The organism is Vibrio sp. 10N.261.51.A4 (genome assembly GCF_041471945.1).
GTDB lineage: Bacteria > Pseudomonadota > Gammaproteobacteria > Enterobacterales > Vibrionaceae > Vibrio > Vibrio crassostreae_C.
The window spans coordinates 1-18,384 of record NZ_JBFRPJ010000106.1 but is presented as its reverse complement, the minus strand read 5'-3'; the positions used below and the strand labels follow the sequence as shown (position 1 = coordinate 18,384).

The following is an 18,384-nucleotide window of genomic DNA, read 5'->3' as shown; positions in this document are numbered from 1 at the left end:
AGGTGCGTCTGTTTCTGCCTTTATCACTGTGTTTACTGTTTGTGGCTTCGAACGCGAATGCTGAGCAAGTCGTGGTCGAGAAAATAGTCTCTGACGCGACCGCTATCGAAACCATCGTATTCGAGTCTGCACCGGCTCATTCTCAACGTGTCTCAACGTCTTCATCTAACTCAAACTCTTCCACGAGCTCAAACTCCGAGCATGTGATTATTGTGGATGATGTTCTTAACAGTAGCCCTGATGAAAAGGTAGCTCAGCTTTCTCAAGGGTCATCAAAACGTCCACCTCAAAGTTCCTCTCGACAGTTTTACAACGTACCGGATAGCGCATCTGAGATAGATTCGCTGTCGCAAGTGGTTACGTTAGTTAAAGTCGATAAATCGAAACGTAGGATGTATCTGCTAAAAGGTGAAGAGGTGATTCAGGAGTTTCGTATTGCGCTAGGCAAACAACCGAAAGGGCATAAACGCTTTGAAGGGGACAACCGAACGCCGGAAGGGGAATACCAGCTCGATTATGTGATGGAAGAGTCGGACTTTTATCGCTCAGTACATATTAACTATCCGCAACCTTCGGATATGCAATGGGCAGAGCAAAATGATGTAGATCCTGGAGGAAACATCAAAATCCATGGCATCAAAAACGGCGAGCGTCGTTCGCCGAGCTTTATTCAAAGCTTTGATTGGACGGATGGCTGTATCGCGTTAACCAATCAAGATATGGATGAGTTTCTCCAACTTGTAAAAATGGGTACCCCTATCCATATTGAATGGTAGTCATAGGTACCCACTTTTCTTAATCATTTTCCGTAGTCAATTAGCGCAATCAATTCGCGAAACCAATTCGTAAAAGCAACTTCCAAACTTAACCGCTAAAGCCAGTTACAGTATGACTCGACCTGCACTGAATATTGCAATCACAATCAGCAATGCAATGGTGACTGGCTTGAACTTCGCTCCACCAAATCTTTCGAACAGTTTAGAACCCACATAACCGCCAAGCATGCTGCTTGGTAGAAGCGCGAGAGTCAGCCAAACTACATCGCGGTCGACTAACCCAGCGATAGATGCCGAAACAAATGCAGTGGAATCTGCCAATACAAAGAAGGCAATCAGGCCTGCTCTAGCAATGTGCGGAGCGACTGGGCTTGCCAATGCATGAGTGCCAATTGGAGGCCCTGACATCGAAGCCGCGCCGTTCATTACACCCGCAAGACTGCCTAGAATATAGGGAGCAAATCTAGGTTCGCTTTTGTACTGGAAGCCTTTATAGATCATAAGCGCAGACGCAAAAATGAAGGCACTGATGATCAAGATGATCGTGTCTTGGCTAACGGATTTAAGCAGAAGTAAGCCGACTGGTGTGAAGGCAAAACAAGGGATAAATACCTTTAAAACCCAGCGCCAGTTAACGTGTTTTCGAACTTTAGGCAGTAATTGAACATTGCCTAATAGGTCGATCAACATGAAGACAGGAACCAGTTCGATAACAGGCAAGAATAACGCACTTAATGGCAATGCCACTAAGGTGAAACCGAAACCTGAGAAGCCACGAACAATAGCGGCGAAAATGAAGATTGCACCCAAAATTGGGAAGGTTGGACTAAAAATGAGATCCATAAATTAAGTAACCAATGAAGCTGTCTGTATAGAGCGAGCTAATGAAACCAAGTGAGTAGCGGAATGTACTCCTACTCACTTGTGTTTGCTACCTAATTTTAAGGTTTCCCGAGAGTTAATTTTAAAGTCTCTCGGGGTTGTTTTTGCGGTATTTGTTTGGTCAATTTATAGAGGTAAATTGATTCGGAAAATCAGTGAATACGGCATCTACTTTTGAGATGAATTTGAAGTGAGACGGATCGTTTACTGTGTAGCACCATGTTTGGATGTTTGCTTCACTGAGTGTATCAAGATCGCTCTGATTCACATGCTCGTAGTTCATGTGACAGCTGAACGCTTTGACCTCATTGATGAGTATAAGATCATCTTGAGTCAGTTGCTCTGTGATTACTCCCACTCGATATCTCGGTAAATGGCGAGCCATTTCAGCAACCACCTTATGGCTGAAGCTCGAAAGTAAGACCTTATCGGTGTCTAGATTTGAGCGAATCAACTCGTCGTGCAGCAAATCAACGACATAAGGGGCTTGATGTCGGCTGTCGACTTTGATTTCGAGGTTGACGCTAAGATCATGCTGCTCAGTAAGCGCGAGCAACTCTTCCAACGTTAATATTCTTTCACCTGCGAACTGCTCAGACTTCCAACTGCCAAAATCAAGCTGACGCAGTTCTGCAAGGGTGTGTTCGTCGACACGCCCCTTGCCATCGCTGCAGCGCTCAAGGGTGTGGTCGTGACAAACCACAAGTTGATCATCCTGAGTTGGCTGAATATCTACTTCAATCCATTTCAAGCCGAGTTTAGCGGCTTGTTCAATGCTTGCTTTGGTATTTTCTGGGTGAGTACCTGCTACACCCCGATGACCTACGATGATAGACGACATAATTAATCCTTCTTAAAGACGCACCGTAAAAACGCATTAAATATCAGTGTACTCGATTAAGCGAGGGCCGTCGTTATGCTTGTCGTCTCTTCGCGTGACTCTTGTGAAGTAAAGTTATTCGGCTGAATACGCTTTCCACGACTGTCAAAAATATGCAGGTTAGATTTATCAATGCTTAATCCGAGCGGCAGTACTTGGCATAGTGTCGTTTCTGGCGTGACGGCGATAAAGGGTTGGTCGTTCACCAGGCCATGAACCAATTGATTCGGCCCCAATGGCTCAACCACACTGATACGCAGTTCGAGAGGCAAGGTGTTCATTTTTAATTCGGAACAAACCTCAGAGTGTTCAGGGCGAATGCCAAGCGTGATAGTCGCGTTCTTAACGTGCGCGTACTCTGGCAGGTACATTTGTTGATCACCGATTTCAAGATAGCCATCATCGAGCGTGGCAGTTAGGAAGTTCATCGCGGGGCTGCCAATAAAGCTTGCCACAAAGGTACTGGCAGGCTGGTGGTAAACTTCTCTTGGTGTGCCGACTTGTTCTATTTGGCCTTTGTTGAGAACTACGATTCTATCTGCCAGTGTCATGGCTTCGACTTGGTCATGAGTCACGTAAACACTGGTTACGCCTAGCTCGCGTTGTAGCTTTTTGATTTCTAACCTCATGTGAGCGCGCAATGAGGCATCTAGGTTAGACAAAGGCTCGTCAAACAGGAACAGTTGAGGGTCGCGTACAATCGCTCGTCCCATAGCAACGCGCTGGCGCTGACCACCCGAAAGCTTGGCTGGCTTGCGATCTAGGTATTCTTCGATCTTTAGTGTCTTGGCGACTTTCTCAATCTTCTCTTCAATTACGTGTTGGCTGACACCTCGGTTCTTTAAACCATAAGCGAGGTTTTTGTATACCGTCATGTGAGGGTAGAGTGCGTAATTTTGAAAGACCATTGCGATATCTCGTTGAGCTGGCTTTTCGTTATCAACACGGCGGCCACTTAAGTGAATCTCTCCGCCAGAGATACTTTCCAGCCCCGCTATTGAACGTAGGATAGAAGACTTGCCGCAACCCGATGGGCCAACCAACACAAGAAATTCACCCTTTTCGATATCAAGCGAGACATCTTTCACTGCACGATGACCGTTCTCATAAGTCTTTACCAAGTTTTTGATGCCTAACATGGTAGGTGCTTTGTGCGTATGGTTGTGAGTGGCTTGGGTGTGCCCTAACGTTTGTTTTAACTTTGGCATCGGGGTGTCCTCTGTATTTTTGTGGATAGCTTGGTGAGAATGCAGGTGAGACATCTTGTACTCAGCGAGTGATTGAATGCGGTTATCGTTCATTTGATTTTTGTCGTTATTATTTTTCACTTTCTACTAGCCCTTTTACAAACCAACGTTGAAATACAACCACCACTAAAACGGGTGGCAACATAGCTAAAATCACCATGGCAAAAACATAGTCGTAGCGCGGTAAACTGGTTTCATTGATGTTGTTGAGTACTTGTTTGATGCCCATCACGATGGTGTTGTAGCCTTCGTCCGTGGTCATCATGATTGGCCACAGATATTGGTTCCAACCCACCACAAACATGATGATAAAGATTGCGGCAATCATGGTTTTAGACAGTGGCAATAAGATGTCGACAAAGAATCGAAATGGACCTGCGTTATCTAGCTGAGCGGCTTCTAACAATTCATCGGGGATGGTTTTGAAGAACTGCCTAAAAAAGAACGTCGCGGTGGCTGAGGCGATCAAAGGCAGAATTAAACCTGTGTAGCTATTAAGAAGCCCAAGCCCAGCGACAACCTCATAGGAAGGGATAATGCGCACTTCTAATGGCAGCAAAAGCGTCACGAAGATCAACCAGAACCAAGCTGTAGCATAAGGCAGTCTGAAGTAGACCAAAGCATACGCAGCCATCATCGAAATGATGATCTTACCGATCGCAAAACCTAGCCCCATGATCATCGAGTTGGCGATCATTTTGCTGGCGGTGACTTCGCCACTGAAGCCCATGCTTTTGTTCCAAGCTTCTCTATAAATGGCGGTAAAGTTATCGCCTGGGAGCCATTGCAGGCCATCGCTGACAATGGTGTTTGGGTTATGCGTCGAACTGGCGAAGATTAGCCAGATAGGGACCAACATAAACAGCATCCCAGCAATTAAAATTAGGTGGTCAGAGACCTTATTACTTTTCATAAATAACTCCTGTCGCGTAATTCATTGCACGCTTGGCTTTCACTGGTGGTTGCTCTCTATTGCCGATAAGTAGCGCGATTGAAGGGTTAATAGTGAACACGCTTTTCTACAACGCGGAACTGGATAAATGTAAGAGTGAGGACCAGCAGTAACAGCACAACAGATTGTGCGGAGCTGCCGCCTAAATCTGCGCCAACAAAACCATCTCGATACACCTTGTACACCAACGACGTTGTGCCGCCACCTGGGCCGCCATTGGTCATGGTGTCCATCACGCCAAAGGTTTCAAAGAACGAGTAGGTGAGGTTGATGACCAGAAGAAAGAAGCCTGTAGGTGCGAGTAGCGGGAAAGTAATGGTCCAGAAACGTTTCGAGTCGCTGACACAATCGAGCATCGCCGCTTCTTTTACGGCGTAAGAGATCGATTGAAGCCCAGCCAGAAAGTAGATGAAATTCACCGAAACCTGTTTCCAAACCGAAACCAAAATCAGAGCAAACGTGGCATCCAAAGGGTCGGTCTGGAAGCTAAAGTCCCAACCTATAACCGCAAATATCTCGGCAAACACGCCAATATGTGGGTTAAACAAGAAAGCACCGATTACGCCTGCAATCGCAGGGGCAACCGCGTAAACCCAAGTGAGAGTGACCTTGTAAGCGCCTTGTCCGTGAATGATGTTGTCGGCTTTAACCGCGAGCAGTAGCGCTAAGGCAAGCGATAAGAAAGAGACCACGATTGCGAACATTAATGTGAAGCCAATCGAGTTCAGATACTCGCTCGATTCGAATAGCATCTGATAGTTTTCGAACCATACGAATATCGATGAGGCGCCCCAAGGGTCTTCTAGCATGAAGGACAGGTAAACTGCCTTTGCCGCAGGGTAGATAAAGAAAACCGCAATGATGAGTATCTGAGGCGCCAAAAATAGGTAAGGCAGCGGAGAGTGAAAGAATTGCTGACGTCGTTCCACAGGGTAATCCCCAAAAATTAGTGACTGTTATCACTGTTAGTTACGGTGAGCACTAGCGCTATAGCAAAGGAATGCATCCAGTTGAGTTGTAGTTTTTGGAGCAAGAAATGGCGCTAGTGAAGAATCTCCTCACTCCTTGCCATTACGTTTTTAATGACGCAGTGACAAGTGGTGAGGAGCAATGAACGGCTTTGGTTTGTTAAGCCTTTAGCTCAGTAATCTGCTTTGGTTAAAAAGCCAAATTAGTTCATCGTACGAGCGAAGCGTTTCAGCAGTTTGCTGCTCTCATCTTCGACTTTATCTAGGCTATTCTCGACGCTAGAGCGGTCAGCGAAGATATTGTCGAACTCACGATGCATCACTTCACGAATTTGAGGGTAGTAACCTAAGCGGTAGCCCTTAGTCCATTCGCCCGATTTTAGGCTTAGCTGCTTAACGCCCACTTCTGCATCTGGTTGTTCGTTGTAGTAGCCAGACTCTTTCGCTAGCTCATAGGCAGCCGTTGTTACAGGTACATAACCAGTGGTTTTGTGCCAGTAGACTTGAGTTTCAGGCTTAGTCAGGTAATCAAAGAACGCTGCGACACCTTTGTCTTGTTGTTGGTCATGGCCATTGAGTGCAAACAGAGCTGCGCCGCCAATGAAGGTTAAGCCTGCGTCTGGGTTAACCGATTTCCAGTATGGAAGGTATGTGGTGCCGAGTTCGAAAGGTACGCGGTTACGTAAGCCACCGAATGAGCCTGAAGAACCCATCCACATCGCCACTTCTTGGCGCTCGAAAGGGGTTTGGTTTGCATCCCAGTCGCTGCCGTAATACTTGTAGTAACCTAGATCTGACCACTCTTTCATCTTGCTAACGTGCATCATCATGTCTTTGGTGTTGAACATGATCTTAGTGGACAAGCCATCGTAGCCGTTGTTTTGATCTGCGACTGGCAGGTTGTGGCGAGACTTAAAGTTCTCGAACATGATCCACGGCGTCAGAGATTGAGAAAACGCGATGTGTCCTTCAGCCTTCAGTTTCTTAGCGACCACTTCTAGTTCTTCATAAGTTTTAGGCGCGTCTGCACCCACTTCCGCGAGAAGATCTTTGTTGTAGTAAAGAACCGGTGTCGAACTGTTGAAAGGCATACCAACCATCTTGCCTTGGTTGTCGGCATAGAAGTTACGAACGCCCGCTAGGTAGTCGTTTGAATTAAAGTTGTAACCCGACTCAACCAGAATATCCTGTACCGGTTTCGCGACGTCTTTCGCGTTCATGATGGTTGCTGCGCCTGCATCGAAGACTTGCAGAATATTGGGTGCTTCACCTGCTCGGTATGCCGCGATACCGGCTGTTAAGGTCTCTGTGTATGAACCTTTGTAGATTGGCGTGATCTCGTAATCATCTTGTGACGCATTAAAGTCGGTCGCAATTTTGTTTACTGTTTCTCCAAGCTGGCCGCCCATTGCGTGCCACCAAGTGACTTGAGTCGTTGCGAACGCTGGCATTGCCGCTGTCGCAGAAAGAACGCCTGCCAAAATTAGCTTATTCATCTTCGTTTCCTTTTGGATGAAATCGATGTCGAGGTATTGGATTAGAGTGTTAACGAGACGGTAGGGGTGTCGTTTGAAGCTATCTTGAACAGGGCGTATTTCACTTAAGTGGCTAAACCGTTTCACTGATATGAAAGATTCATTTCGATTTCATTTAAGAGAAAGTTATTGATGGTTTTAATATTTATTGCGTGCGGTTTTTAAGAGGTATGTTGTTCAATACTCGCTCAATATTTGTTCCATAAAAAAGCCTCTCGAAGGAGAGGCTTTGAATAAGCTAGAGCTTGTTATAATCGGCTTTGTTCTAGTGTGCGATATCTAGTTGGTTGTCTTTCACGCCGTTAATACGGAACCAACCTGCAATACTGAATCGCTCTGTGTTTGTCGGCAGTACCTCGTGTGGGAACTGTTCAGATAAGAACACAAATAAGCGGCCTGACTTTGGTGGAATGGTCGCGATGTGGTTGTCTTTTAGGTCGTAAACCACAAGTTCACCAGCGTCTTCTTCTGTCCACTCATCATTCATATAGAACACAGTGGTCAGGCGGCGGTTTTCATTGCCCTTGAAACAGTCTAAGTGCTTCTGGTAGAAGTCGCCTTTTTCGTATTTAGCAAAGTGCGCTTCGTACTCGAACAGACCCAAAAAGAACGCTTGGTTTGCCGCTAAACGAATTTGTTCCATTTTGTCTAGGAACAGAGATGCTGGCTGACCCATATCGCGGCGCACCCATTGAATCTTGTCACTACGAATGGTCGACTCTCGCGTTACTTCATCGTTACGGCCAATCCTAGCCTTTTTCCAGTTCTCTGGAATGCAATCCCTCAATGCCACCACTTCTTCTTGAGTTAAGAAGTCATCCCAAACGAAATAACCTTGGGTAGAAAGAGCATCGATTAGTTGGTTCATGTATAGCACTCAGACAATAAATTAGAGGTGCATATATAGTCCTAATAACTTAGGTCAACAAATCACGTATTTTGTCGTCACGATAAAAGAGCGGAAGAGCATGGTACTTTGATGTGATTTTATAGTTAACAAATTTGTTACAAATAAATGTGAGTTTGCTATGGTGTAGGTCTGACCAGTTGAATTATCACAAGGAGCGGTTTTGCAGCTGCATACCATCAAAGGCTATATCCAAGACATGTATCTCGTAGAGTACCCAGATAGGTTGCTGTTACTTGATGGTGCGTGCCGTGCGGATATTCCTCATCTTAGGGCTTTCATTGAAGATGAGCTTGGCCGTGAATTTAGCGACCTACATACTGTGGTTGTTACACACATGCATCCGGACCACGCAGGGGCAGCGCATACGCTCAGAAAGCTGACTAATTGTCATTTGGTGGCAGCAAACAGAGACAAAGATTGGTATCACGGCATCGATGGCATTTTGATGCACCTGACCGACTTAGCGCTTGCTAGGTGGATGGCGAACCGCTTAGGCAAGCCTAAAGCAAACCTATGGTATTCAAGAAAGTTAAAGCCGGACTACAAGCTGTCTGATGGGGATAGTATTCCAGGGTTTGATGATTGGTTGGTTCTTGAAACACCGGGCCATACCGACCGTGATCTCTCGGTCTATTGCCCATCACACAGCGTGGCTTATGTGGCCGATTTAATGGTCGAGGTTAAGAAGAAGCTGATTCCGCCGTTTCCTATCTTTCACCCTAATAAGTATCGAGCGTCTGTATCGCGCATTTATGACATGCAGCTCGATACCTTGCTGGTGGCGCATGGTGGGCAAGTCGATTTCAGTCAGAAGGCTTTTGAACACCTGCTGATGAGTGCCCCAAGAAGGCCTGTTACACATTGGCGAGTGACGAAAATCAAAACCAAGAAATTACTTTTATCGATTGGGCGATTTGGTTTTCAATCTCATGGTAAATCGAAGAAATAGATCAGAAGTCTGAATGCAAAGTCGTGTATTCAGAGCTGAAAGTAGAAATAGAAAAATAGATAGCAATAAGGCCAGTCATGAGACTGGCCTTATATCGTTGTGAGTAGCTTTAGTTATAACCTGTGGAGCGGTTACGATGACTCGGATTAGTGAGTCAGCAGGAATTCACCCGCTGGGTCAACAATCACTTTGTCACTCATGCCTTGGCGACCAAGCAACATCATGTAAGTCATGTCTTGACGGTTGCTTAGCGTGATATCGATAGGCCATTGTTGGCCACCGATTCTCAGCATGGTCTCAATCACACAACGGTGTTCAACTTCGCCGTTAGATGATTTGATTTTCTTACTTGTTTTCAGTTTCGCTTTGCAGCGCACTGTCTCTTCTAGGTGATAAACGTCTGGGTGAAGGTCGAACTCTACGAATTTCTCACCATTTGATTTAACACATAGTAGATTGTCTACGTGTAGAGAAGAGGTTTTAGCCCCTGTATCAACACGTGTATGTAGTCCAGTTATCCCTAACTCTGGTAAGCAAAGTGCTTCGGTATTCCCTATGATCATTTTATTGTTCATTTTCTTTCCAATCATGAGTTAACGGTATTCAATCAGCCCTTGCCACGAGTACGGTTAGCGTTTGGCTTTGCATTTTTTTCGATGAACTCGAAAATCATGTCTGCTACATCTTTACCCGTTGCTTTCTCGATGCCTTCTAGGCCTGGAGAAGAGTTTACTTCCATTACCACTGGGCCGTTCTTAGATTGTAGAATATCTACACCACATAGGTTTAGTCCCATGATTTTTGCTGCATTGATTGCTGTTGCGCGCTCTTCTTTGGTTAGTTTAACCAGTTGAGCAGTACCGCCACGGTGCAGGTTAGAGCGGAATTCACCCTCACCAGCTTGACGTTTCATTGCAGCAATTACTTTGTTGCCAACAACAAAACAACGGATGTCTGCGCCATTTGCTTCTTCAATGAACTCTTGAACCAAGATGTTCGCTTTTAGGCCCATGAACGCTTCGATAACGCTTTCTGCTGCTTTGTTTGTTTCAGCTAGAACTACACCGATACCTTGAGTACCTTCAAGTAGCTTGATCACAAGTGGCGCGCCACCTACGTTTTTGATCAGGTCTTGAATTTTGTCTGGGCGGCTAGCGAAACCTGTTTTTGGTAAGCCAATACCTTTACGAGACAACAGTTGCAGTGAGCGCAGTTTGTCGCGAGAACGACTGATTGCTACTGACTCATTGATACAAAAAGTGCCCATCATTTCGAATTGGCGAACAACCGCAGTTCCGTAAAAGGTAATGGAAGCGCCAATACGTGGAATAACAGCATCGTATTGAGGTAGCTCTTCACCCATGTAGCGAATCTTCGGATTGTTACTCGCGATATCTATATCACAGTGCAACGTGTCGATAACATCGACCTGATGACCACGTGCTTCTCCAGCCTGCTTTAGACGAGCGGTAGAGTATAGATTTTCGTTGCGAGAAAGAATTGCGATACGCATGGCGTTTCCTTAGTTAATACCTGATTGGTAACTGCAAATAAATTAGTTGTTAGCTGAGCTTTCAGTTTTTTCTGAGGCTCCTTGCTTGCTTCGGGGCGAACCTTAAGGCTTTTCGTTCAACTAAGAAAACGAATTAAATTTGTCGAGTCGACAATGGAAATTTATCGATTGTGTGAGCTATTGGTACAGCAGGCTTGAGAGGGGAATTGGAATGGAAAAGCGAGTTGAGACCTAACTCATATTGGGGGTAGGAGCATATTAGGCTGTACCCAACTCGCGTTTACTCGGTGCTAAAAAGTGTACTAATAACGCCAGTTACATAGATCTAAAAGTGTTCGTAGTGCTTCTCTTTCGAGCTTACTGCAGGTGCTTTTTAGCTTGTTAAGATAGTATTTTCTCATGGTCATTACTCTCTCTGGTTAGGCTTTATTTACAACCTATGGTTTGTTGCTGACCCGTTCATTATGGATAATTAAGAGGAACTAAAAAACAGATGTTATTTTTATTGGTTGTTCCTGTTTTGGTCGCATTACACTACTTTTTGATGAATGTGTTTTATAATGGGCTTAATTAGGAAGAACTATCTTTAAAAGGTTCATTATTTGTCTGATCTAAACATGATGCGTTACTACACGCGGCTAGAGTCGTTCGAGCCAAACATTTCTCATTCAGTCACCCTAGCCGAAGTAGCGGATATGCTGTTTACAAGCTTGCGTCACGCTCGAACCTTACTTGGTAAGATGCATCAAGCTGAATGGGTGGTGTGGGAGCCAAAAGTTGGCAGGAATCAACGCTCTAACTTAACACTGCGTTTTAGCAATTCAGAGTTGGCGCAGCATGTTGCAAGTAAACTGATAGAGCAGGGCCAGTACGAAAAAGCACTTTCCATATTGGATAATGACCGCGCTGTGTTTGGTTCTTTACTGCAAGAAACTTCCGGCGCGACCATGCGTGAAGGGCTGCTGCACGTTCAATTAACCTATAAGCGTAAGTTTGAGGATTTGTTTCCGCACCATATACACCGCAGTAGCGAACGATTTTTGATCAGACAGGTTTTTAGCTGCCTAGTGACGTGTAATGGTAAAGGTGAGTTAAAGCCTGAATTAGCTCACCATTGGGAATATGACACCGAGCAACTGGTTTGGACTTTCTATCTGCGCCCGGGACTTACTTTCCATGACGGGCAACCTGTGGATGCTAAGCAATTAGTTTCGATGTTTTCTGCGTTGCAAACCTTACCTTTCTATCAGACAGAGCTAGCCCATGTCGCTTCAGTTTACAGTGAGCAGCCATTGAGGATCAGCTTTCAACTCACCAAAGCAGATACCGGCTTTGCTGGTTTACTTGCTGGCGTTAAATATTCGATTCAACCCGCAGCGCAAGTCACCCGTGAACCGTCGCCATTAAGTACCGTGTCCCATGCTGTTATTGGAACCGGCCCCTTCAAAGTGGTTGAGACCAATAATGAACGAATCAAGCTCGCCGCATTTGAGCATTATTATGGTTGTCGCTCGTTAACCGATGAGGTGACTATCTGGCAGTTTGAGGAATCAATGACGGGCACTGCTCGTTTCGATGACAGCCAAATGCACGTATCGCCTTATGGAAATTCTTCTTGTTTCCATCAATTAGGAAAAAGCGATGCGGAACTTGTTTCAGCAGACACAGACGGCCTTCGTAGCCGAGTCGAGGATGGATGCTTGTTTATCCTGTTCAATCAGAACTCAGCGGCTAACCCACTAAATAATGAGCAGCGCAAATACCTTTCAGAACTGACCAACCCACAAGCGATTTTGTCACAGTTGGAACATAACAAGGGTCTGTTTAGTGTCTCTTTAGCTCAAAATATACTGCCAAGTTGGCAGAAATTGTATCGAACGCCTTCGAAAGAGACACAACTGCCGAAAAAGATGAGTATAGCGGTTTACGATTATTATGCGTTGTATCGATGTGCGATTTGCGTATCTGACATACTCAAACGATATGGTGTGGAAGTTGAGGTGAACACCTACAGTTTTCGAGAATTGGCTCAGTTATCTCAGAGTGGCGAGTTAAAGGAGGACTTGGTGCTGTGTAACTTGAACCTCGATGACAATGCTCCGTCTTCGCTGTTCTCGTGGATGATGAACGACCCTGTTTTGCACTCTGCTTTGGGAGAGATGAACAGCGATTGGCTCAAGCAGCGCTTGGATAGTCATAAAGCATCCGTGGAACTGCCTAATTACTTGGCAGAGCTAGAACCCATCGCGTCTACTCTGATCTCAGATTATTGGTTAGTGCCTATGTTCCACCACTTACAGACCGTTCGTTTCCAAGGGATTCTGAAAAACGTGGCCATCACAAACTGGGGATGGCCAGACTTCAAGAATGTATGGTCTGCTGATTAACCTTTCTTACTAACTAAATAACTAAGTTAGCTCGTTTTCAAAGTCGGTTTTTCCAAAATCGACTTTGACACGCTTACGTCTAGATAAATTAAAAATTACACTCTGTGGTTTACTTTTTGGTTTTGGTATGTAAACTAGTCAGTGTAGTTTTTGAGTTGGGTCTTTCCCAACGGTTGAAGAGATACCAATGAAAAAATATCTATTACCGATTTTAGGAGTACTTGCCGTGGTCGCTATCGTAAGCACAGGTTCACAATCAAATGACAATCTAGATAAGCTTCCAAAGAAGTTTGCTAACAGTGAGTTAGAGTACAAATCGGGCATGTCTGATATTTTTTCAATCTTGAAAGCGTATGTAACCGTGGAAAGAAATGAGCCAGTGCCACGTGCTGCATTGCCTTTGATTCCGATGACAGCCGAGCAATTGATCGAAGAGACAGAAGACGTTGCGTACCGCTTAGGTCACTCAAGTGTGATGATGAAGCTAGATGGCAAGTTAGTGATGACTGACCCTGTGTTCAGTGATCGTGCATCACCGGTGCAATGGATGGGACCAAAGCGTTTTCATCCGACACCAATCACACTGCAAGACCTACCCGATATTGATGTGGTGGTGATCAGCCACGATCACTACGACCATTTAGACAAAGGCGCCGTTAAGGTGCTCGCCGACAAAGTGGGTACGTTCCTAGTGCCGTTAAGAGTGGGCGCACTATTGGAAAAGTGGGGCGTGGATAAAGAGAAGATCATTGAGTTGAATTGGTGGGAATCGGCAACGGCCTCAGACATTGAGTTCACGTTAACGCCGACACAGCACTTCTCTGGCCGTGGCTTGCTTGATCGTGACCAAACACTGTGGGGTAGCTGGGTTATTAACGTTTCAGACAAGAAAGTCTTCTTTAGCGGTGATTCTGGTTACTTCAGCGGCTTTAAAGAGATTGGTGAGCGCTATGGGCCGTTTGATTTAACCATGGTTGAAACGGGCGCGTATAACTCACTTTGGTCGGATATTCATATGTTCCCAGAGCAGAGTGTTCAGGCGCACATTGATCTGCAAGGTAAGGTGATGATGCCAATCCACAACAGTACCTTCGACCTTTCTATGCACGATTGGCAAGATCCAATGGAACAAGCACTGGCGATAAGCAAAGAGCGAGATGTACAAATGGTAAGCCCGGTGATGGGTGAACGTTTGGTGATCTCAGAGCCTGTACCTGTTCAGGCATGGTGGAAACTAGCATCGAATTAGAGCTGTCATCCAAATAGACATAGCTAAACCACTAAGCTGTACAACCCAACTTATACACGAAACGCCACCGATTTTACGATTCGGTGGCGTTTTTTCGTTTTATTTTTAAGATCAGCTTTCTAAGTTCTGCGCCATTTTCTTCGCAATTTTTCTGAATTGCTCTAACTCGTCTTCGGTCATGCCTTTGGTCATTTTCTTCAGCATGTCTCGATCGATATCCGAGACCTTACTCATGATCTCTTGACCCTTATCAGTCAGAACCAATAACTGGCTGCGCTTGTCTTCCGGGTTCGGAGACTTTTTCACAAGTTCCTGATTGATCAAGGCATTAATAAGCCGAGTGACCTGTGCTTTATCACGGTCTAGGAAGTGTGCGATATCGATAGCGGTACATGGAGACTTCTTGGTAATGATCTTCATGACACGAATGTTCATAGGGGCGATCTCTGAGTCTAAGCTCTCAATCTGTTGGCTCATTTGACGTTTCAAAGAGTGCACTAAACGAAAGATAGACTCTAGCGATGTGTTATCAGACATAAACGATCCTTAGAAATATAGTTGACATTATCAACTACTGTATTTATAGTTGACATTATCAACTTAATTGTTCGTAAATTCAAGACAGGAAATAGATATGACGATTCAAGCAACTCTAACGCCAACTCTTCCTGAGCAAAAAGGCACACCGGTTTTATACAAAATTTTGGTCATGATGAGCTTAATGCTAACGATTGGCGGCAGTTTAACGGCCGTGATGACCTACATGAATGTCGGATTCGGCGAGGCATTTATTGGCAACTGGCTTTCTTCGTTAGCCCTTGTTGTCGTGATCATGATGCCAATGGGCGCGGTGATGATGGCTTTAGTCACCAAAGCCGTTGCTAGAGTGTTCACAACTTATAGCGAGAAAGTTCGCAACCTGATCGTAGGACTGATCATGGCATTCATTATGGAGTCCATGATGGCATTTGTAACAGCGGCAAATAATATTGGATTTTCGGATACATCGGCGTTTACCAGTGGATGGTTTAATGGATTTATTGCCGCGCTTCCTATTGGCCTTACGATCATGGTCGTAATGTCGATGACGGTTAAACCTAAGCTAGAACGATTCATGAAGAGCTAGCCAAAACATTTCACAGCATTGTAGGAGATCCACATGAAAGCATTTACAGGCAAACACAATAACTACCGCATCACTATTGAAGAAGTGAGCGTTAAAGAAGACCGCGAACTTCAAACCATGCAGTTTGAAATTGAAGACAGAGAAAACATGTTCGCGATTGTTGAGAAGATCAAACAAGACAGCGGCTTAGATGAGCAATCAGCAGCACGACTGGGTGTGAGTATCCGCTTACTCGGCCCATTGATGATGCAAGATAGAAAGCATCCTTTGTTCGTTAATTTTATGCCTCACTTCAGAGACTTCATGCAAAACCTCAAGAAGACCTTGAAAGGGCAGTAAAGCCTAACCATCAGCAACACATCGAAAAGCCAGTAACGAACTTACTGGCTTTTGTTGTCTTTAAATCAAAATAATTTCAGTTGTTTGCGTCTAGAATATGCGAAAATTGATGGCTGAATTTTCGGTGTAGCACCGTTGTTGAATTGTCTATTCAAGCTTTAAGAAATCCGATATTATACTGGTCATAAAACTAAAGGTGGTATTATATGACAAATGTATTTAAACAAGCAGCTGAAGAACTGTTGAGTCGTCGCGTTGCAGGCACCAAAGCACCAAGATTGGACGAACAGTACCGTCCGAATAACTTGGAAGATGCGCTAAAGATCCAATCATCAATGATCGATTTGAAAAGCGATAAAGTTGGCGGTTGGAAGTGCTTACTTCCTCTGGCTGAAGACAAGTTTGTTGTTGCGCCAATCTTCTCGGGCAGCGTTCAACAAGGCGAAGTTTGTGAACTATTTGCAGACAACGACGTGGTACGCGTTGAGCCTGAAATTGCATTTACGCTTGCTAAGAGTCTGCCTGCAAGCCAAGAAGGCTACAGCGAAGAGCAAATCAACGAAGCGATTGGTTCTTGTCACATGGCACTTGAGTTAATGCAGTCTCGTTTTGCGGATGACAGCGGCGCTGAGTTCTATGAAAAACTGGCCGATGGCCTAGTAAACCAAGGCTTATTCATTGGCCCTGAGATTGATCGCGAAAAAGCGTTCACTTCTGCAGAGATCAGCATTGAAGTGACACAAGGCGAGCAAGTTCAAGCATTCGACGGTAAGCACCCGAATACACTGCCACCAAGCCCAATTTACTGGCTGATTAACTACATGACACGTCGTGGTGTTGATTTCCAAGCGGGTGAAGCCATTATCACGGGCTCTTACTGCGGTATCGTGGAAATGGAATTCGATAAACCAACGACCTTCCATTATGAAGGTATTGGCGAATACCAAGTAACGTTCAAACAGAAACGCTAACTTCTAGCTGCGTATTATCTGTTATCGAAAGGCTGTTTACTGATGAGTAAATAGCCTTTTTTATTACGTGATGCTCAATAGGGTTCTTATTACTTTGCATTAAATTAGGCGTTTAGACGTCTAGACGTTGACAAGTTCTAAGTGTGATATTAGTCTGCTCTCCTTCCTGTTCTATTGTGTTGTCGTTCCATGTCCAATTCAAAAAATTCTAACGCGGTAATTGCCCCTTCGGCAGTGGCGCTTATCCCTCTGATCGTTTTCCTTGCGCTGTTTATTGGCGTGGGTACATACCTGTCGCTACAAGGCGTCGATTTTGCTTTCTATCAGCTTCCAGCTCCGATTGCGGCTCTGCCTGCCGTGATGTTAGCGTTGCTATTGAGCAAAGATAAATTGAACCGTGCGATCGAGCAGTTCTTAGGTGGCGTGGGTCACAAAGACATTATTGCAATGTGTATGATCTACCTATTGGCGGGCGCTTTTGCTGCTGTGGCTAAAGCTTCTGGTGGCGTGGATGCGACGGTAAACCTTGGTCTATCTGCTATCCCAACGAGCATGATCCTGCCGGGCATCTTCCTTATTTCGGCGTTCATTGCGACCGCAATGGGCACATCTATGGGTACTATCGCTGCGGTTGCTCCTGTTGCACTCGGCATTGCTGACTCTGCAGGCATGAGCATTCCTCTGACTGCTGGCGTGGTGCTAAGTGGCGCTATGTTTGGTGATAACCTTTCAATCATCTCTGATACCACGATTGCCGCGACTCGCTCGCAAGGCTGTGAGATGAGAGATAAGTTTAAAGAGAACATCCGTATTGCACTTCCTGCTGCACTTATCGCGATTGTTATCTTTGCTTTCAACAGCACAGCAACTCAAGTTCCTGAAACAGGCCCAATTGAATGGCTGAAAGTCCTTCCGTACATCACTATCCTAATCCTTGCGGTATCGGGCATGAATGTATTCGTTGTGTTGACGATCGGTATCTTGCTAGCGGGTGGGGTGAGCCTAGGTTCTGTTGAGAACTACGGTATGACGGATTACGCTCAAGACATTTACGCTGGCTTTGGCAACATGCAAGAGATCTTCTTACTGTCGATGCTGATTGGTGGTTTGAGTGAGCTGATGCGTCGCCAAGGTGGGTTAGCGTTTCTGACTAACTTAGTGAGCGGTTTGATTCGTGCATTTGGTTCTTCTCACTCTAAGCAAGCGAATGGCCGCGCAAGTGAGCTAGGTATTGCTGGCTTGGTATCAATGGTAAACCTATGTACGGCAAACAACACGGTAGCAATCATTGTTTCTGGTAGTGTTGCTCGTCAATTAGCAGAAGAGAACGATGTGTCTCCACGCCGCTCTGCAAGTTTGCTGGATATCTTTTCGTGTGTGATTCAAGGCGTATTGCCTTACGGTGCTCAGGTATTGCTATTGGGCTCTGTGTTTAACCTATCGCCGCTAGAGATCGTGTCTAACTCTTACTACTGTTTTGCTCTTGCAATCGTGGCTGTGGTTGCTGTGTTTATTAAACACCCAGCACGTCAAGTGGCTCAAGCTTAGTAACAATTGACCAAACTGAGTGCTCACTGGCTCTGATAAGAAGGCTCCTTAATAGGAGCTTTTTTGTGCGTGAAACTCATGGCTTGAAAATTCAATGTACGTCTTCAAATACAAGAAAACCGCCTATGTAGACGGTAATGCCGTTCACTTAA

Annotated in this window: 18 protein-coding genes; 8 read left to right on the top strand and 10 right to left on the bottom strand. The window is 45.2% G+C overall.

Annotated features, from left to right (window positions below):
* The first annotated feature begins 2 nt into the window (after positions 1-2).
* Positions 3-776, top strand: coding sequence for a murein L,D-transpeptidase family protein (locus tag AB4384_RS21635; protein WP_372130099.1), 774 nt, complete (start codon positions 3-5; stop codon positions 774-776).
* Positions 777-881: 105 nt separating this feature from the next.
* Here AB4384_RS21635 and AB4384_RS21630 read toward each other — a convergent pair whose 3' ends face one another.
* From AB4384_RS21630 to AB4384_RS21600, 7 genes are all read right to left on the bottom strand, one after another.
* On the bottom strand, positions 882-1,619 hold the full coding sequence (locus tag AB4384_RS21630) for a sulfite exporter TauE/SafE family protein (protein ID WP_372130098.1): 738 nt from the start codon (positions 1,617-1,619) through the stop codon (positions 882-884).
* A 160-nt stretch (positions 1,620-1,779) separates the two neighbouring features.
* On the bottom strand, positions 1,780-2,499 hold the full coding sequence (locus tag AB4384_RS21625) for a glycerophosphodiester phosphodiesterase family protein (protein ID WP_372130097.1): 720 nt from the start codon (positions 2,497-2,499) through the stop codon (positions 1,780-1,782).
* Positions 2,500-2,555: 56 nt separating this feature from the next.
* Positions 2,556-3,866 carry a sn-glycerol-3-phosphate ABC transporter ATP-binding protein UgpC gene (gene ugpC / locus AB4384_RS21620; protein WP_372084333.1) on the bottom strand — a complete coding sequence of 437 codons (1,311 nt, stop codon included), beginning with the start codon at positions 3,864-3,866 and terminating at the stop codon, positions 2,556-2,558.
* Positions 3,856-4,698, bottom strand: a complete 843-nt coding sequence (gene ugpE / locus AB4384_RS21615) for a sn-glycerol-3-phosphate ABC transporter permease UgpE (protein WP_372130096.1) — start codon at positions 4,696-4,698, stop codon at positions 3,856-3,858. The genes ugpC and ugpE overlap by 11 nt, the downstream gene beginning before the upstream one ends.
* Positions 4,699-4,784: 86 nt before the next feature.
* On the bottom strand, positions 4,785-5,666 hold the full coding sequence (locus AB4384_RS21610) for an ABC transporter permease subunit (protein WP_372130095.1): 882 nt from the start codon (positions 5,664-5,666) through the stop codon (positions 4,785-4,787).
* A 242-nt stretch (positions 5,667-5,908) separates the two neighbouring features.
* Positions 5,909-7,201 (bottom strand): extracellular solute-binding protein, encoded by a 1,293-nt coding sequence (locus AB4384_RS21605; protein ID WP_017064900.1) that lies wholly within the window; start codon positions 7,199-7,201, stop codon positions 5,909-5,911.
* A 304-nt stretch (positions 7,202-7,505) separates the two neighbouring features.
* Positions 7,506-8,108, bottom strand: coding sequence for a 2OG-Fe(II) oxygenase (locus AB4384_RS21600; protein WP_017071587.1), 603 nt, complete (start codon positions 8,106-8,108; stop codon positions 7,506-7,508).
* A 202-nt stretch (positions 8,109-8,310) separates the two neighbouring features.
* On the opposite strand from AB4384_RS21600, the gene AB4384_RS21595 reads away from it, so the two are divergent.
* Positions 8,311-9,099, top strand: a complete 789-nt coding sequence (locus AB4384_RS21595; protein ID WP_017067276.1) for an MBL fold metallo-hydrolase — start codon at positions 8,311-8,313, stop codon at positions 9,097-9,099.
* Between the two features lie 146 nt (positions 9,100-9,245).
* On the opposite strand, the gene AB4384_RS21590 is transcribed toward AB4384_RS21595, so the two are convergent.
* Together AB4384_RS21590 and rimK are read right to left on the bottom strand one after the other, a co-directional pair.
* Positions 9,246-9,674, bottom strand: coding sequence for a RimK/LysX family protein (locus tag AB4384_RS21590; RefSeq protein ID WP_004740039.1), 429 nt, complete (start codon positions 9,672-9,674; stop codon positions 9,246-9,248).
* A 32-nt stretch (positions 9,675-9,706) separates the two neighbouring features.
* Positions 9,707-10,612 carry a 30S ribosomal protein S6--L-glutamate ligase gene (gene rimK / locus AB4384_RS21585; protein WP_004740040.1) on the bottom strand — a complete coding sequence of 302 codons (906 nt, stop codon included), beginning with the start codon at positions 10,610-10,612 and terminating at the stop codon, positions 9,707-9,709.
* 602 nt (positions 10,613-11,214) lie between these two features.
* Between rimK and AB4384_RS21580 the strand changes: the two genes are divergently transcribed.
* Positions 11,215-12,999, top strand: a complete 1,785-nt coding sequence (locus tag AB4384_RS21580) for an SgrR family transcriptional regulator (protein WP_372130094.1) — start codon at positions 11,215-11,217, stop codon at positions 12,997-12,999.
* Between the two features lie 187 nt (positions 13,000-13,186).
* Positions 13,187-14,248 (top strand): MBL fold metallo-hydrolase, encoded by a 1,062-nt coding sequence (locus AB4384_RS21575; RefSeq protein WP_372130093.1) that lies wholly within the window; start codon positions 13,187-13,189, stop codon positions 14,246-14,248.
* 111 nt (positions 14,249-14,359) lie between these two features.
* Here AB4384_RS21575 and AB4384_RS21570 read toward each other — a convergent pair whose 3' ends face one another.
* Positions 14,360-14,785 (bottom strand): MarR family winged helix-turn-helix transcriptional regulator, encoded by a 426-nt coding sequence (locus AB4384_RS21570; RefSeq protein WP_372130092.1) that lies wholly within the window; start codon positions 14,783-14,785, stop codon positions 14,360-14,362.
* Positions 14,786-14,882: 97 nt separating this feature from the next.
* Between AB4384_RS21570 and AB4384_RS21565 the strand changes: the two genes are divergently transcribed.
* The 4 genes from AB4384_RS21565 to AB4384_RS21550 all read left to right on the top strand — a co-directional run bounded on the left by AB4384_RS21565 (position 14,883) and on the right by AB4384_RS21550 (position 18,232).
* The gene (locus AB4384_RS21565) at positions 14,883-15,374 is read left to right on the top strand and encodes a DUF2798 domain-containing protein (RefSeq protein ID WP_372130091.1); all 492 of its coding nucleotides are present in this window, start codon (positions 14,883-14,885) and stop codon (positions 15,372-15,374) included.
* A 33-nt stretch (positions 15,375-15,407) separates the two neighbouring features.
* Positions 15,408-15,713, top strand: coding sequence for a DUF3861 domain-containing protein (locus AB4384_RS21560; RefSeq protein WP_017069212.1), 306 nt, complete (start codon positions 15,408-15,410; stop codon positions 15,711-15,713).
* A gap of 206 nt (positions 15,714-15,919) precedes the next feature.
* Positions 15,920-16,684, top strand: coding sequence for a hydratase (locus tag AB4384_RS21555; protein ID WP_048612850.1), 765 nt, complete (start codon positions 15,920-15,922; stop codon positions 16,682-16,684).
* Between the two features lie 189 nt (positions 16,685-16,873).
* The gene (locus AB4384_RS21550; RefSeq protein WP_048617068.1) at positions 16,874-18,232 is read left to right on the top strand and encodes a Na+/H+ antiporter NhaC family protein; all 1,359 of its coding nucleotides are present in this window, start codon (positions 16,874-16,876) and stop codon (positions 18,230-18,232) included.
* Positions 18,233-18,384 lie beyond the last annotated feature (152 nt).